13 protein-coding genes and 1 pseudogene are annotated in these 16354 nt (G+C 25.6%); 6 read left to right on the forward strand and 8 right to left on the reverse strand.

Annotated elements, in window-relative coordinates:
- A pseudogene (locus Q5F54_RS03910) lies at nt 1–295 on the forward strand (hypothetical protein); the annotation flags it as partial.
- Between the two features lie 101 nt (nt 296–396).
- Here the strand turns inward: Q5F54_RS03910 and Q5F54_RS03915 are convergent.
- From Q5F54_RS03915 to typA, 3 genes are all read right to left on the reverse strand, one after another.
- Nucleotides 397–1335: a calcium/sodium antiporter gene (locus Q5F54_RS03915; RefSeq protein ID WP_302333985.1), complete on the reverse strand. Its 939-nt coding sequence runs from the start codon at nt 1333–1335 to the stop codon at nt 397–399.
- 73 nt (nt 1336–1408) lie between these two features.
- Nucleotides 1409–2344 carry a magnesium transporter CorA family protein gene (locus Q5F54_RS03920; RefSeq protein ID WP_071119951.1) on the reverse strand — a complete coding sequence of 312 codons (936 nt, stop codon included), beginning with the start codon at nt 2342–2344 and terminating at the stop codon, nt 1409–1411.
- An 875-nt stretch (nt 2345–3219) separates the two neighbouring features.
- Nucleotides 3220–5046, reverse strand: a complete 1827-nt coding sequence (gene typA, locus Q5F54_RS03925; protein ID WP_288526683.1) for a translational GTPase TypA — start codon at nt 5044–5046, stop codon at nt 3220–3222.
- Nucleotides 5047–5622: 576 nt separating this feature from the next.
- On the opposite strand from typA, the gene Q5F54_RS03930 reads away from it, so the two are divergent.
- Together Q5F54_RS03930 and Q5F54_RS03935 are read left to right on the forward strand one after the other, a co-directional pair.
- Nucleotides 5623–6813 (forward strand): SIS domain-containing protein, encoded by a 1191-nt coding sequence (locus Q5F54_RS03930; protein WP_302333986.1) that lies wholly within the window; start codon nt 5623–5625, stop codon nt 6811–6813.
- A 106-nt stretch (nt 6814–6919) separates the two neighbouring features.
- Nucleotides 6920–7795 carry a tagatose bisphosphate family class II aldolase gene (locus Q5F54_RS03935; RefSeq protein WP_288526681.1) on the forward strand — a complete coding sequence of 292 codons (876 nt, stop codon included), beginning with the start codon at nt 6920–6922 and terminating at the stop codon, nt 7793–7795.
- A gap of 167 nt (nt 7796–7962) precedes the next feature.
- Here the strand turns inward: Q5F54_RS03935 and Q5F54_RS03940 are convergent, their stop codons facing one another.
- Nucleotides 7963–9048 carry an AraC family transcriptional regulator gene (locus Q5F54_RS03940; protein ID WP_302333987.1) on the reverse strand — a complete coding sequence of 362 codons (1086 nt, stop codon included), beginning with the start codon at nt 9046–9048 and terminating at the stop codon, nt 7963–7965.
- A gap of 444 nt (nt 9049–9492) precedes the next feature.
- On the opposite strand from Q5F54_RS03940, the gene Q5F54_RS03945 reads away from it, so the two are divergent.
- Entirely contained in the window at nt 9493–9681 is a 189-nt protein-coding gene (locus Q5F54_RS03945) for a ferredoxin (RefSeq protein WP_071119964.1), read from the forward strand.
- Between the two features lie 30 nt (nt 9682–9711).
- Here the strand turns inward: Q5F54_RS03945 and Q5F54_RS03950 are convergent, their stop codons facing one another.
- The 4 genes from Q5F54_RS03950 to Q5F54_RS03965 form a co-directional block, all read right to left on the reverse strand.
- Nucleotides 9712–9990, reverse strand: a complete 279-nt coding sequence (locus tag Q5F54_RS03950) for an Rrf2 family transcriptional regulator (RefSeq protein WP_331562353.1) — start codon at nt 9988–9990, stop codon at nt 9712–9714.
- The gene (locus tag Q5F54_RS03955; protein WP_288525993.1) at nt 9975–10118 is read right to left on the reverse strand and encodes a hypothetical protein; all 144 of its coding nucleotides are present in this window, start codon (nt 10116–10118) and stop codon (nt 9975–9977) included. The genes Q5F54_RS03950 and Q5F54_RS03955 overlap by 16 nt, the downstream gene beginning before the upstream one ends.
- A 394-nt stretch (nt 10119–10512) precedes the next feature.
- On the reverse strand, nt 10513–11577 hold the full coding sequence (locus tag Q5F54_RS03960) for a DUF4179 domain-containing protein (RefSeq protein ID WP_302169055.1): 1065 nt from the start codon (nt 11575–11577) through the stop codon (nt 10513–10515).
- A 3-nt stretch (nt 11578–11580) separates the two neighbouring features.
- Nucleotides 11581–12111: a sigma-70 family RNA polymerase sigma factor gene (locus tag Q5F54_RS03965; protein ID WP_281537358.1), complete on the reverse strand. Its 531-nt coding sequence runs from the start codon at nt 12109–12111 to the stop codon at nt 11581–11583.
- A 967-nt stretch (nt 12112–13078) separates the two neighbouring features.
- On the opposite strand from Q5F54_RS03965, the gene hcp reads away from it, so the two are divergent.
- Nucleotides 13079–14800 (forward strand): hydroxylamine reductase, encoded by a 1722-nt coding sequence (gene hcp, locus Q5F54_RS03970; RefSeq protein ID WP_288564250.1) that lies wholly within the window; start codon nt 13079–13081, stop codon nt 14798–14800.
- Nucleotides 14801–15173: 373 nt separating this feature from the next.
- Nucleotides 15174–15782 carry a YitT family protein gene (locus tag Q5F54_RS03975; protein ID WP_071119966.1) on the forward strand — a complete coding sequence of 203 codons (609 nt, stop codon included), beginning with the start codon at nt 15174–15176 and terminating at the stop codon, nt 15780–15782.
- Nucleotides 15783–16354: the final 572 nt, after the last annotated feature.

A 16354-nucleotide genomic window follows, 5' to 3' on the forward strand; every position in this document is an offset into this window, starting at 1 on the left:
AGGTCTTAGATCTGATGACTCAAGATGTGAGTATATGTTAGCATGGCTATATTACAAAAAGAGCTTAGATATGTATACATCATTAGGAAATAAAGATTATGAAGATAGCAAAGATATATTAAGTAAAATGCCAGATTTAAATATAGATTTACACAAGTCATTAATAGCAAAATTTGAATTAGAAGAAAAAGCAGAAGAAGATGATGAATATGTTCCTATATATATACTACAAATAAATGAGGATATAGATAGCATGTTTGAAGAATGTATAACGGATATGATAATAGATAAATAAAAAAGAAAGCATTTAGCTTTCTTTTTTTATTTACGAGGAAATCATATTATAAATAATGAAGTGTTTAGATGACACATTTATCAAGCAAAGTAAATTTTTATTTAAGATTTAGATATAAAAAATTGTATATAAATGATATAAGTGAAAACTAGAATAAGGCTTTCATGTTTAGTAATATCATTTTCCCTTTTGATGAATATAAAGGCTAAAATAGTAGCAATAATTGTAAATATACTATCGAAAATTAATTTACTATCTATAGCTATAGGATTTATTAATGCTGGAATAGCAATTACAAATAATATATTAAATATATTAGACCCAATTATACTTCCAAGAGCAATATCACCTTCATTCTTACATGAAGCTATAATAGATGTTATAAGCTCAGGAAGAGATGTTCCAATAGCTACTATAGTAAATCCTATAAGTCTACTACTTATATCTAAGTAATCAACTATATTAAGGCAAGAATCAACAACCATCTTTCCTCCTGTAAATATAGCCAATAAACTAAAAATATTTATTAATATATCATAAAATTTAGTATTATCTTTAAACTTAATAATGTTATTACGAATTAAAGGTATAGATTCTCTATAATTATTAATTGGTGAAAAAGAAAACATATAATAAGTAAAGAGTAGTAATAGTAATATACCATCAAATTTCCCCAAAGAATTATCCATAGATAACAATAATAAAGTTATAGAGCAAAATATTAAAAATAGAAATTCCATTTTTAATATAGAATTATCAACACGTAAAGTTTTTATAAATCCCAAAGCTCCAACTACCATAAGTATATTAAATAAATTAGAACCTATAATATTACCTATACATAGACCATAAGATCCATTTAACGATGATATAAGACTAACTGACAATTCAGGAGAGCTAGTCCCAAATGCAACTATAGTAAGTCCCATAAAAAATGGATTAATATTAAAGGTTTTTGATATATTAGCTGAAGAACTTACAAAAAAGTCGGCACCAATAAAGAGTAATAAAAACCCTGTGATTAAAAATATATAAGTCAATATAAAACCCCCAAGTATATATAAAACCTTCAAGAAATTATTAAATTTCATGAAGGTTTTTTTATTTTTAATTTTACAGTAGCTTGTTTCTAGACATGAAAAATGTTATAACTAAACAAATTAAAGTTGTAATTAACATAACAATCCAAAATCCATTTACATCATTAGCATAAGGTATACCCCCAACGTTCATACCAAAGAACCCTGATACAATAGTTGGTATAGTAGTTATTAATGTTACAGATGTAAGAAATTGCATAACGCCATTTTGGTTGTTGCTTATTATAGCACTAAATGCATCCATGATTCTACTTAGTATATCTCCATAAATTGTTGCCATTTCAACAGCCTGTCTGTTTTCTACTAAAACATCTTCTAGTAAATCTTCATCTTCTGAGTATTTTTTTATACTACTTGTACGAACCATTTTATTTAAAACAAGTTCATTAGCTTTAAGTGAAGTAGAGAAGTATACTAGTGACTTTTCTAATTCAAGAAGCTGTATAAGTTGTTTATTTTTCATAGAATTATATATTTCTTTTTCTATAATAGTTGTCATCTTATTTATTCTTCTTAAGTAGTGTAGATAATAAGTTGCATTTTTATGCAGAATTTGAAGTATGAATCTAGTTTTCTTATAAGTGTAAAACTCTTTAATATGACCTACTATAAAATCATTTAAGATTTTAGTTTGAGCAGTACAAACAGTTAGTAATGCATTTTCAAGAAGAATTATACCTAAAGGAATAGTAGTATAATGAGAAGATTTATCATCACTTTCATCAACTGGTATATCTATAAGTATAAGTGTATGATTATCTTCAACATCTATTCTTGATCGTTCCTCTTCATCTAGTGCAGATTTTATACTATCTATATCTATATTTAGTAAATTAGCAATTTCGTTAATTTCACTTTGGTTAGGTTCAACAAGATTTATCCAACATCCTTCTTCAAAAGAATTTAGTTTTTCCAATTTATTGTCAATAGTTTTATAGTATCTTATCATTTGAAACCATCCTTTATTAAGTTTTATATAAATCTCATCACTTAATATTATCTATTAAATAGTTGATTTATATAAACAAAATAAAAAAATTAACTAAATAAAGACAATAAATAAGTGATGGTTGTTAAGTTCTGTCCTCCCAAAGGACTATGGTCCATTTTCCATCACTCTCCTAAAAATATTCTATTATATTTAATTTAGCATTTTTATAGGATTGTTTCAATATATTTTTAAAATATTATGTATAATTAATATGTATAAAAGATACATTATGTGGAACAATTACAAAATAGTAACTAGAATATAGTTCGAATTAAGACTATAATTAAATTAGTAAAGAGAATAAGTTTAAAAATTTAGAAAATTAAACTAAATTTAATTTCATAGAAAATTCACAGTATATTCACATAAAGTGGCTATAATATAAATAAAAGGAGGGATAAATAGAAATGGGTATAGTAATAATAACATTAGCAGTAGTTGGAGTTATGTATGGACTAACATTTGTATCTTATTTATCAGAGAGCAAAGTACTAGATGAATTAGTTTCTGAAAACTAGTATTTTATATATATAATATTTAACAAAAAAGAGTATCCTTATAGTTAATACTATGAAGATACTCTTTTTACGCTTAAGGATATTATAATACTTTAAAAAATGTGGATAACTTCTGAATGTAAGTAATATGAATAAATTGTTTTTGAGCGTAAAAAAGATTTTGAGCAACGGACGAAGTCGTTGGCGACATGAGCGAAGCGAATTTTTTATTAAATAACATTTTGATTGTATTAATAAATTGAATTTACATAGATATACTACTTTGAATTATTAAATATAAATAGGCAACCTCTAAAATAGAGATTGCCTTTTATATTATTTATTAGCTTGTCTTGACTTGTTGTATCTTAATCTATCGTGTTCATTTAAGAATTTCTTTCTAAGTCTTATAGCATCTGGAGTTATTTCAACTAACTCATCATCTTCTATAAATTCTAAAGCTTCTTCTAAAGTAAATGTTCTAGCAGCTTGTAATTTAACTGCATCATCAGTACCAGAAGCACGAACGTTAGTTAATTTCTTGTTCTTACAAGGGTTAACAGTCATATCTTCTTTTCTTGAGTTCATACCGATTATCATACCTTCGTAAACATCAACAGCAGGATCAACAAACATTTGAGCTCTTTCGCTTAAAGCGTTAAGTGCATAAGCCATAGTTGAACCAGCAACTTGAGATATTAAAACTCCGTTAGTTCTTCCTGGCATTTCACCTTTGTGTTCTTCATATCTTTCAAATGATCTAACTAAAGAACCTTCTCCACGAGTATCATTTATGAATTCACTTCTGTATCCTAATAATCCTCTTGTAGGAGCTATAAATGTTATTTTAACATAATCTCCTTCGATTTCCATAGCTTCCATCATAGCTTTTCTTAAGTTTAATTTGTTTATAACAGTTCCTGAGTAAACTTCTGGACAGTTAACTATAACTCTTTCCATTGGTTCCATTAATTTTCCGTTTTCATCTTTTATAAATAAAACTTCTGGCTTAGATACACCTATTTCGTATCCTTCACGTCTCATGTTTTCAAGAAGTATAGATAAGTGAAGTTCTCCACGTCCAGATACTCTGTATCCATCAGTTGTATCCATTGGCTCAACTTTAAGACCAACGTTAACTTCTAATTCTTTATCTAATCTATCTTTTAAGTGTCTAGTTGTAACGAATTTACCACTCTTTCCTGCAAATGGAGAATCGTTAACTAAGAAGTTCATAGATAAAGTAGGTTCTTCTATGTGTATCATTTCCATTGGTAATGGATTATCAGCATTACATATAGTTTCACCTATAGATATATCAGCCATACCAGCAACAACAACTATATCACCAGCATAAGCTTCATCTTTTTCAACTTGCTTTAATCCTTCATAAACTGTAAGTTTAGTTATTCTTCCTCTAGCAACAGAACCATCAGCTTTACAGATAGATACAGTTTCACCGTTTTTTACAGTTCCTTTGTAAACTCTACCTATACCAAGTCTTCCTACATAATCATCGTATGCAAGAGCAGATATTTGAAGTTGTAGAGGTTCTTCGCTATAATCTGGGTATGCTTCAACATGTTCAACAACAGTTTCGAATAATGGAGCTAAGTTTTCACTTTCATCATCCATTTCTTTTTTAGCTATACCTTGCTTAGCTATACCGTATATTATTGGGAATTCACATTGCTCATCAGTTGCATTTAAGTCAACGAATAAGTCAAATACTTCATCAACAACTTCTTCAGCTCTTTGATCTTGCTTATCTATTTTGTTTATGAATAATATTGGTCTAAGTCCAGCTTCTAAAGATTTTTGTAAAACGAATCTTGTTTGAGGCATTGGACCTTCACTAGCATCAACTAGTAATATAACTGTATCAACAGTTTTTATAACACGTTCAACCTCAGAAGAGAAGTCACTATGTCCTGGTGTATCAACTATATTTATTTTGTAATCCTTATAGTTGATAGAACAGTTTTTAGAATATATAGTTATACCTCTTTCGGCTTCAAGGTCATTACTATCCATTACACAATCTTTTACTACTTCGTTATCTCTAAATGTTCCAGATTGATGTAAGAATGCGTCAACTAAAGTTGATTTACCAGCATCAACGTGGGCGATAACTGCTATGTTTATTATTTTATTTTTTGACATATATTTTGCTCCTTTCAGCTTAAAATAACTTTTTAAGTATAGCACAAATATAGGGGTGTATACAAGATACTAGTACTTAAAATAAAAGAAAGTTAAAGGAAGAATGTTTATATATTTTATGTAAAAAATAAAATTTTAAAGTCGATTTATATAAAAATACATAATAAAATATAAAATTCTACATAAGGAAAATGTTTTAGTTAATAATATAAGGATTTAAATATATAAATATTAAAATTTTAGAAAATAAAAGAATATTAGTAAAAAAATAAAAAATTATAATAGACAGATTATTTAGGTAAATATTTCTATTATCTTTTATATTTTTATAAAAGTAGTTTTTACAATTTAGATTTCAAAATTATATATACCTTAAATTTATTTATAATCACATAGTAAATTTTCGACCATATTTTAAAAATTTATTATTCTAGCTACATATTTAAAATATATATCATATTAAATAACAATAAATATCAAATACAAAAAAGCAAATTATAGATACTAAATTACAAATACATATAAAAATGAAATAGATACAATAGTAGTGTAATAAAGAGAGAGGGAGAGTAAATAATGGAAAAAGTTATAAGTAAGTTATTAGGAGTAGAAATTTCAAAATTAGAAGATTGTAGTGGTTTAAATACTGCTAAAGAAATAATACAACAACCAGATACTTGGAGAGAATCAGTTAAAAACTTAATAAAAAATAAAATAGAAATAAAATCTTTTATAGATTCTTTCTTATCTAAAAAGGAATTTAGAATAATACTAACAGGAGCAGGAACATCAGCTTTTGCAGGCGAGGTTTGTGAACCATATTTAACAAGTTTATTAAATAAAAGAGTAGAAGCTATAGCTACAACAGACTTAGTAGCAAGCCCCAAAAGTTATTTTATAAAAGGTATGCCAACACTTTTAATATCTTTTGCAAGGTCAGGTAATTCTCCAGAAAGTGTTCATGCAGTTAATCTTGCAAGTCAATTAGTAGATGACTTATATCAAATAGTAATAACTTGTAATGAAAATGGAAAATTAGCAAAAAACACAGTAAATGATGAAAAAAGCTTACTTCTTTTAATGCCACCTCAAACTAATGACTTAGGATTTGCAATGACTAGTAGTTTCACGACTATGGTTTTAAATGCTATGGCAGTATTTAATATAAATAATATAGAAAATTTCTCAAGTGATGTAGATAAATTAAGTAATTCAGTAAATGATTTTATAGAAAATAATATAGAAAAAGTTACAAGCCTTTCTAATGAAGACTTTGAAAGAATAGTATACTTAGGTTCATCAACTTCTAAGGGTATAGCAAGAGAAAGTGCCCTTAAAGTATTAGAACTTACAGCAGGTAAAGTTAATGCAAGTTATGATACTCCACTTGGGTTTAGACATGGTCCAAAGTCTGTAGTAGATGATGAAACTGTTAGTGTAATTTATATATCTAATGATGAATATACAAGAAAATATGACTTAGATTTAGCTAAAGAAATGTTAGCTCATAAGAAAAATGATAAGGTAGTAATAGTTGGAGATAACATAGAAGAGGATATACTTAATAAAGCTGACTATGTATTTAATGTTGAGAATATAAATTACAATGTTGAGAATAAAGTATTATTGCCACTTCAACAAATAATATTTGGGCAAATGTTATCATTCTTAAAGTCAGTAAATTTAGGTATAACACCAGATAATCCGTGTCCAACAGGTGAAGTAAACAGAGTAGTTCAAGGGGTAATATTACACGAGTTAGTATAAGTATATAACTTAAAAATAGATAAATATATTGGGAATTTTAATTTTATATAAATAAGTTATTAAAAATAGTTAAATGAATTTTAAAGACTGAGGGGGTAACTTTAATATGAGTTTAATATCAACTAAAGAAATGCTAATAAAAGCACAAGAGGAGGGTTACGCAGTACCTGCCTTTAATATACACAATTTAGAAACAATTCAAGTTGTATTAGATGCTGCACGTGATTTAAAATCGCCAGTAATACTTGCAGCAACACCATCAACTGTAAAATATGCAGATGAAAATTACTTACTAGCTATAATAGAAAAAGCTAGCGAAATAAACAATATACCGCTTACATTTCATTTAGACCATCACGAAAATATAGAAGATATAAAAAGAATAATAAAGCTTGGATGTAAATCGGTTATGATAGATGCATCAAAGTATGAATTTAGAAAAAATGTAGAAATAGTTAAAGACATAGTTGATTATGCACATAAGTATGGAGCAACGGTTGAAGCAGAGCTTGGAAAATTAGGAGGAGTGGAAGATGATTTAAAGGTAGATGAAAAAGACTCTTTCTTAACAGATCCTAATGAAGCAGTAGAATTTGTAAAAGCTACAGGAGTAGATTCATTAGCAGTTGCAATAGGTACAGCACATGGACTTTATAAAAGTGAACCCAAATTAGATTTTGATAGACTTGAAAAAATAAGAAGTATGGTAGATATACCCTTAGTACTTCATGGTGCATCAGGAGTTCCTTATGATGCAGTACAAAATGCCATAGAAAAAGGTATATGTAAAGTTAATATAGCAACTGAGCTTAAAATACCATTTTCAAATGCAATAAAAGAATATTTTAATGAAAATCCTAATGCTTCAGATCCAAGACAATATTTAGTACCAGCAAAGAAAGTAATGTATGATGTTGTTGTTGAAAAGATAAAAATGTGTAAAAGTGAGAACAAAGCATATAATTGCAATTATAACCTTTAATCCAGCAATAGATACTTTATATTAAGATTTACGCAGTTTGTCTTTACAATATTAAAGAATTTAAAAATAAGATAGAAAATATACTATTAAAAAATATGTTGCTTAAAAATTTATTTTTCTTAAAGATAATAGGGTATCTAAAATAAAAATTTGGATACCCTTTATTTTTAATTATAAATAGATTTAGAGTATTCAGTAGGTGAAATATTAAAATATGATTTAAATTTTTTTGAAAAATAATGAATAGAAGAAAAGCCAAGCATTTCAGATATTTCACTAAGTGTATGGGTAGAGTTTCTTATAAGTTCTTTACTTTTACTTAATTTAAGCTCATTTATATAATTTTTTGCGGTATTGTTCATATTTTTTCTAAATAAGGAATGTAGCATAGAAGTACTTATACAAAAATGTTCACACAATGTACTTACGGAAATTTTTTCGTAAATATTATTATCAATGTATAAAAGTATATCATTCAATAACTCATTTTCATAAGTTTGTTGCATATGAGTAGTAGGCTTAGAATGGAAGTGTGAATTATTAAGTCTAAGCATTTGTATAATAAGTTGTTTTAAATAGCAAAGAGATAAATCATTACTGTATAAATTGTCATTAGAAAGTTCTTCTATAAGTTTTGTTACTATAAAATAAGAATCTCTTTTAAGAGAAAAAATTTTATTACAAAGTAAATCAGCATGATTAAAATTCATTTTAAAATTTATGGTTAAATAAGAGCTACTAATTTTTTCAAATGTTGATTGAGTATGAAATTGCATTGGAGCATAAAATATTAAATCACCTTGCTTTAGATGATAAGACACTCCATCAATTGTAGTTAATAATTCACCTTTATCAACATAAGTAAGTTCCCAATAAGAATGTTTTTCTCCTGAAAAATTATAATTTGTACCTTTTTCTTGATAAAATTTAGTGTATATCTCACTAATATCTAATGATGATGATATATTAGAGTAATTAAAAGGATTATCTAACTTAATAGACTTAAATTCAGTATTTGTTAATACTTCAACACTAGCTTCATCTGAAATTGATATAAGATTAAAATATATTCCTTTTTTTATATGTAAGCTTCGATTTATTATAAAAGATTTTATATTATTACTATCAAAAGATACTAATATCATCACAACGCCTTTTGTAACTTTAATAAAAGTATAATCATTTGTAACTAACTTAAGATTATCAATGGACTTATTATTTAAATTTATTTTATGGCTTGAACTAAAATCCATATCATCATAAATTATATCCCCAAAATCTTTAAAAGCTGGATTACTTGTTTTAATAAACCTTATATCCCTCCGTAAATACTTAATTATCAAGTTACACTTAAATTATATAAGATATATAATACCAAAACAATTAAAATGAAAAATTCATTTTAATTATGCCTTAAACAATATCTCTTAAATTTTAATTCACATAAATATGTTAATTGAAATTAATTCTAGCAATATTTCTTATTATAAGTTATGTTTATTTAATTTATATAATTCCAACTTAGAATTACAAAATGGTAAAGATAGTTACAGTTTATATATTATAAAAAATAAAAATTTCCTAAATATGTTATTATACAAATTGATTATATGGACAAAATAAACTTGACAAGAGTATTTAGATAAAATGTAAATCTAGTAACTTGTTAATATAATACATAGAGAGGAGACATAACTATGAAAGCAAACGTAGATAAAGATACTTGTATAGGATGTGGGGCATGCCCTTCAATATGTCCAGAAGTATTTAGCATGGATGATGATGGATTAGCTAAAGCTATAGACTCAGAAATACCTGAAGATGTACAAGAAAGTGCAAAAGAAGCTAGAGACGGTTGTCCAGTAGATGCAATAGACATAGACTAATAGAAAATCCCCTGTGAAATCAGGGGATTTTTAAATTATATCAGCTAATGTATACTCACTAAGTTTAAGTTTAAGTTTAAGTTTAAAGGAATTCAATGCATCATTTAAAACTGGTTTTAATTTACACTCACCATTAAGATTACATGAAATACTATCAGAAGAAAAATATTCTACAATATTTAAATTATCCTCAGTAATTTCAAGTAGAGCTTCTAAATTAATATCTTTAGGATTCATAATCAACTTAACCCCTTCATTTCTTCCTTTAGAAGAATAGATATAATTATTTTTAGCTAATTTATATATGATTTTTTTATATGATTAGTAGACAAACCTAAAATAGAGGAAAGTTCATCTACAGTAAAAATTTCATTTGGGTGATTTCCTAAATATATAAGTATTCTAAAGCTGTAGTCTGTAAATTTCGATAAATACATAATTACTCCATAATAAAAATTTATTATATATTATAAAATATAAGATTAAACATATATCATAAAATATTAGTTTTAATATAAATTTTAAAAATATTTAATAGAAAATTAAATATTTTTAAAAGTGTAACATACGTTACAGATTTATTTTATCTTTCTATATATAATGTGTGTATGAAATAAACATTAAAAATATTGGAGGAAAAAATATGGAAAATAAAATGTTTTGTTTTCAATATCGATACTTAATCTAGCAGTTTTATAAATATAATATTAATTATAAATTAAATCCCAAATTATATAATAATAACCAAAAAAATAACTAGATATATTATATTAATAAATCTAGCTATTTCTAAATATCTTAATTTGCGTCATATTAATATTGTGAAGTAACTTATTTTAAATTTATCTTTATTTCAGTTATAAGTTCACTACTTCCATTTGAATTTTCTTTATATGCCAAAACTGTTATATACTTCATATCTTGACCTATATTATTTAAATAATAATCACCATCATAAGTATCACCAGTTGATATGCCTAATCCTGCACCACTCAGTATATTCCCTCGGTCATCTTTTACTTCAGCATATAATCCTATATTTTCCTTAGATGATAAATTTAGATTAAGTGAAGTTTGAGTTAGTACAACTTTTTTAACTGTAATATCATCTTGTGTTACTTTAGGTCTTATTGTTTTTGTTTTACTAATATTAGATTTAACAGGGAATTCTAGTGACCAAGGGCCATTAATATCTTCAATATGATTATATTCATTTGTCTCTCTATCGTAATCTACTGCTTCTAAGTTAAATTCCATTTTAAATATATCATACTCATTACTTTCATCTATAGGTGACTTAAAATCTATTAGCATATTACCCTTCAAAGTGTATTCATCTATGTAGTGAAATCTAGGAGAAGCAAAACTATAATTTTGCATTTTTTTATTATTTATAGAAAATTTCCAATCTCGTCCTACTAACTCTAAACTATCAGCAAATTGTTCTCTAGGGTCATGAACAATAGTTTTTGCATATTTGCTTTCTTCAAATGGGACATCTGTTTTTAGTTCTAGTTCCATAAATATTTGATTATTACTATATACTACTTTATCAATATTTACAGTAAGTCCATCTTTAGAAAATGATTTATTTACTTCTGTATAGCTATCTAATAAATTATCATTATTATTATTTAGAGAGTTTTGTATCATTTGTAACATACTTCCTAATATAGGTACATTGTAAGCCAGTGATTTATTTAAAACTCCTACACTACTTAATCCAATTCCAACTATACAAATACTAGCAGCCACTGATATATTTTTTTTGAATTTATTTTTAGTTTTAATTTGTGTTCTCATTTTTTTCTTTAATTTATCTTTATCAATATTTAAATCCTCGTATTTATCTAAATCCATATCAACATTATTTAATAGTTTAAAATTATCTTTCATAATTTATATCTCCTTATAATTTAAAGTTTTTTTTATTTTCTTTCTACCCCTGGATAGCCTACTATATAAGTTTGTAACATTTGTTTTATTTGTTTTGGCTATCTCCTCAAGTTCATAACCCTCAATATAATATTTAATAAATAATTCTTTATCTTTATTATTTAGACAACGTAAAATATCTTCTACATCTTCATTTATCTCTAATTTTACTAAGTTTTTATCTATATAGTAAATTTCATTGTTTATTTCTGTTTGTTCATATTTAGCTAAATACTTTTTTCTGTAATTAATTGATTTATATTTAGCAATGGCACATATCCAATTTTTAAAGGTGTTTTTATCCTTATCATATCCATTAATACTTTCCCAAATAGATAGTAAAACATCATTTATACATTCTTCTTCGTAATTTATTAAAGTCCCTAGATGTTTTCTTACTACGGATGCTATGATTCCACCATAATTATCTATCAGCATATCCATTCCCTTAGGATTTTTTTTCTTTATATATTTAATCAATAGTTTATCTTGCAATTTATCTTCCTCCTAACATTTTGTAAAAGCTTTTACATTATTTAATTCAATTTTAATTAATAAAATCTGACACAAATAGAAAAATAATTTTTATTATTTTTTTATTTGCAACTCATTTAATGATTATATCGAAAAAAAGCACAAAAAAAGATGCCATAACTGTATTTATAACACCTTTATAAAACTATCAATTATTTTATTTCTAATTCACATTATATAATAATTGTAAACCTTATTATTATATTATAAACTTTATTGAATAATTTACCAACTAAAATAGTTATTATAGTTTATAACATATTTTATATTTTAATTTTAGGCTCTGTTAGCTAACTTCGTGATTAATTATATATCCAAGTTCGCAATTGTTATATAATGCGAATTAAATGTTATAGTCACTTAGTGTGTTCACGAAAATATTTAATTTAGCAGATACTTTTTAAAATTTAAGATTAAATTTATATAAATTTGCATTATAATTTTAATATGTCAGATTAAAGGAGGTGATTTTTAATGGATATTCTTATAGGTATATTTGTAGCTATTGCAGATTTTTTACTAACTTTATTTGCAGGTGATGATGTCCAAAAAGTTTCAAAGTTTTTAAAGAAAAAAGGCTTAATCTGATATAAGCGATGTTAACTATTTAAAGTAATAGAGCAATATACCAAAAGATATTACTCTATTATGATATTTAAACATAGATGAACAATATTAATATATTACGAACAATTTATAGTAAGCTATAAAAGTAACCACATCTTAGAATTCAATGTATTGAAAAGTCTAATGTGTGGTTGTTTTTATGTAATATTTATCACGAAGATGGCTAACAGAGCCTAATTTTAAAAATATTTAATAGAAAATTAAATATTTTTAAAAGTGTAACATACGTTACAGATTTATTTTATCTTTCTATATATAATGTGTGTATGAAATAAACATTAAAAATATTGGAGGAAAAAATATGGAAAATAAAATGTTTTGTTTTCAATGTCAAGAAACAGCAGGATGTACAGGATGTACAAAATTTGGAGTATGTGGAAAATCACCAGATCTAGCAAGAATGCAAGATTTATTAATATATACAACAAAAGGATTATCAGAAGTAACAACAAGACTTAGAGAAGAAGGAAAAGAAGTAAGTAAAGATGTTAACCACTTAATAACTATAAACTTATTTACTACAATAACAAATGCAAACTTTGATGATGAAGTATTTTATCAAAGAGTTAAAGAAACTTTAGCAACTAAAGAAGATTTATTAGCTAAATTAGCTAACAAAGAAAACTTATCAGAAGCAGCATTATGGAATGCAGTATCAAATGAAGAAATGGATGTTAAAGTAAACGTATTAAGCAAAATAAAAGATGCTATACTTGGAAGTGGAAAAGAAGAATCAAATATAGATAAAATATTAGATGAAAAATCTACTAAAGTTGGAGTACTTGCAACTAAAGATGAAGATATAAGAAGTTTAAGAGAATTAATAATATATGGATTAAAAGGTATGTCTGCATATATGAAGCATGCTAATGCATTAGGATATGATAGTGAAGATATAAATGCATTTATGCAAGCTACTTTAGCAAAAACTTTAGATGATAATTTAAGTATAGATGAATTAATAGCATTAACTTTAGAAACTGGTAAAGTTGGGGTAGATGGTATGGCTCTACTTGATAGTGCAAATACAGGAACTTATGGACATCCAGAAATAACAAAAGTAAACATAGGTGTTAGAAATAACCCAGGTATACTTGTATCAGGACATGATTTAAAAGACTTAGAATTATTATTAAAACAAACAGAAGGAACAGGAGTTGACGTATATACTCACTCAGAAATGTTACCAGCTCATTACTACCCAGCATTTAAAAAGTATTCTCACTTTGCAGGTAACTACGGAAATGCTTGGTGGAAACAAAAAGAAGAATTTGAAAGCTTTAATGGTCCAATATTAATGACTACAAACTGTATAGTGCCACCAAAGGACAGCTACAAAGATAGAATATATACTACAGGAGCAGCTGGATTTGCAGGTGTTAAACATATAAAAGGTGTAAGTGAAGATAACAAAGACTTTTCAGAAATAATAGAACAAGCTAAAAAATGTGCTCCTCCAACTGAAATAGAAACTGGAGAAATAGTAGGTGGATTTGCACACAATCAAGTATTTGCACTTGCAGATCAAGTAGTAGATGCTGTAAAAACTGGAGCAATAAAGAAATTCTTCGTAATGGGAGGATGTGACGGAAGAGCTAAATCAAGAAACTACTATACTGATTTTGCGAAAGCCCTACCAAAAGATACTGTAATACTTACTGCAGGATGTGCTAAATACAAGTACAATAAATTAGAATTAGGTGATATAAATGGAATACCAAGAGTATTAGATGCAGGTCAATGTAATGACTCATACTCATTAGCACTTATAGCACTTAAATTAAAAGAAGTATTTGAACTTGAAGATATAAATGAATTACCAATAGCATTTAACATAGCTTGGTACGAGCAAAAAGCTGTAATAGTGTTATTATCACTATTATACTTAGGTGTTAAAAACATACACTTAGGACCAACATTACCAGCATTCTTATCTCCAAATGTAGCTAAAGTTTTAGTTGAAAACTTTGGAATAGGTGGAATAACTAATGTTGAAGATGATTTAAAAATGTTCTTACAATAGATATTAAAATAAGGGAGCTATCTTAAAATAAAGATTAGCTCCTTTATTTATTAAAATATATTAAAAAGTGATAGTATTTAACTTGTCCTTAGTTTAGTAAAACTAAATAAAACAAAAATTTATATAAACAAAGAATTATATATACTAAACTTAAAAAATTTTAATCTAAACTTTATAAAAATTGTATACAAGTGAAACTATTGGAAATACTGGGTTTAAAGATATAAAAATAAAAATACATAAAAATACACAGAAATAGATTGAAAAAAAAATAAAAATATTTTATAATATTTAGTTTATGAAAATGCACTATACAAATTAAATTCAAGTGTATATAATATTAGTAAATCAAAAAGAAAAGGATGGGATATTTGTGGAGAAGCGGACGCACGCAAAACACATAATACTAATATTACTAGGATCATTAATATTATCATTTGGAATTTATAACTTAAATTATCAAAATAATATAACAGAGGGTGGAGTATTAGGACTTTTATTACTCTTAAAAAACTTATTCAATATAGAACTTTCAGTAGCAAATCTAATAATAGACACAGCCTTGCTTATAATGGCATATAAATTTTTTGGAAAACAATTCTTAATATATTCAATAATAGCGACTTTTAGTTTTTCAACATTTTATGAAGTCTTTGAATCTATAGGACCATTAATACCCGTGTTAAATAGTAAGTTCATAGTTACCATACTTTCAGGATTATTTGTAGGAGTTGGAGTAGGAATAATTGTTAGAAACGGAGCTGCAGCAGGTGGAGATGATGCTCTAGCTATGGTAATTTCTAAAATTACATCCTTAAATATAGGTAATGTTTATATGATAGGTGATGTAGCCGTATTAATGTTATCACTAACATATTTATCAGTATATGATATATTTTGGTCTCTTATAGCAGTGAATATAAGTGGAAGAACTATAGATTTTATATATAATTTTAATAAAAGTAAATTAGTAAAAATATAAAAATAAGGAGCTATTTAAAAGATAAAACTTTGAGATAGCTCCTTGTTTTTATATTATTCTTTAATTTAATGTACTAATCATAATATATAATCTTTTATATTATAGGTAACCACTGAAAGGTTACGAAAAACCAATAAATTAAAAAAGTAATTATAAGACTTATTAATAAATGATTTTTTGTATATTTAAACTTACTTAAAATAAAGCTTAAGAATAATCCTATTAGAAAATCTATTATACATGCAAGTGGAATATAATAGATTTGGTTTAGTTTAAATCCTCCCAAAATATTTATTATAGGCTCATACACTAATATAGTAGGAAATATATGGATTATATCATTTATATGAGCAGATTTAAAAATTAAAATTTCTATTATATTAAATAAAAATGATAATAAAAGAAAAAGTAATCCACCAAATAGCACTGGTTTTTTTAATATTAAATTATTTATTTTATTTAGCAATCAATACTCACCTCTTTAATTAAAGTTAATTACTTTAATTTATTATATATTACTAATAACAATAAAATACCTTTTATAGAATTTAAATTATTTTTTATATAGAAGC

The sequence above is a fragment of the uncultured Romboutsia sp. genome (genome assembly GCF_958366745.1).
GTDB classification, from domain to species: domain Bacteria; phylum Bacillota; class Clostridia; order Peptostreptococcales; family Peptostreptococcaceae; genus Romboutsia; species Romboutsia timonensis.

Excerpts from the sequence above, each read along its gene's own strand:
- Q5F54_RS03920 (WP_071119951.1), bottom strand. The coding sequence starts at position 2,344 with ATGATAAGATACTATAAAACTATTGACAATAAATTGGAAAAACTAAAT.
- typA (WP_288526683.1), bottom strand. The coding sequence starts at position 5,046 with ATGTCAAAAAATAAAATAATAAACATAGCAGTTATCGCCCACGTTGAT.
- Q5F54_RS03930 (WP_302333986.1), top strand. The coding sequence starts at position 5,623 with ATGGAAAAAGTTATAAGTAAGTTATTAGGAGTAGAAATTTCAAAATTA.
- Q5F54_RS03935 (WP_288526681.1), top strand. The coding sequence starts at position 6,920 with ATGAGTTTAATATCAACTAAAGAAATGCTAATAAAAGCACAAGAGGAG.
- Q5F54_RS03940 (WP_302333987.1), bottom strand. The coding sequence starts at position 9,048 with ATGGATTTTAGTTCAAGCCATAAAATAAATTTAAATAATAAGTCCATT.
- Q5F54_RS03945 (WP_071119964.1), top strand. The coding sequence starts at position 9,493 with ATGAAAGCAAACGTAGATAAAGATACTTGTATAGGATGTGGGGCATGC.
- Q5F54_RS03955 (WP_288525993.1), bottom strand. The coding sequence starts at position 10,118 with ATGTATTTATCGAAATTTACAGACTACAGCTTTAGAATACTTATATAT.
- Q5F54_RS03960 (WP_302169055.1), bottom strand. The coding sequence starts at position 11,577 with ATGAAAGATAATTTTAAACTATTAAATAATGTTGATATGGATTTAGAT.
- hcp (WP_288564250.1), top strand. The coding sequence starts at position 13,079 with ATGGAAAATAAAATGTTTTGTTTTCAATGTCAAGAAACAGCAGGATGT.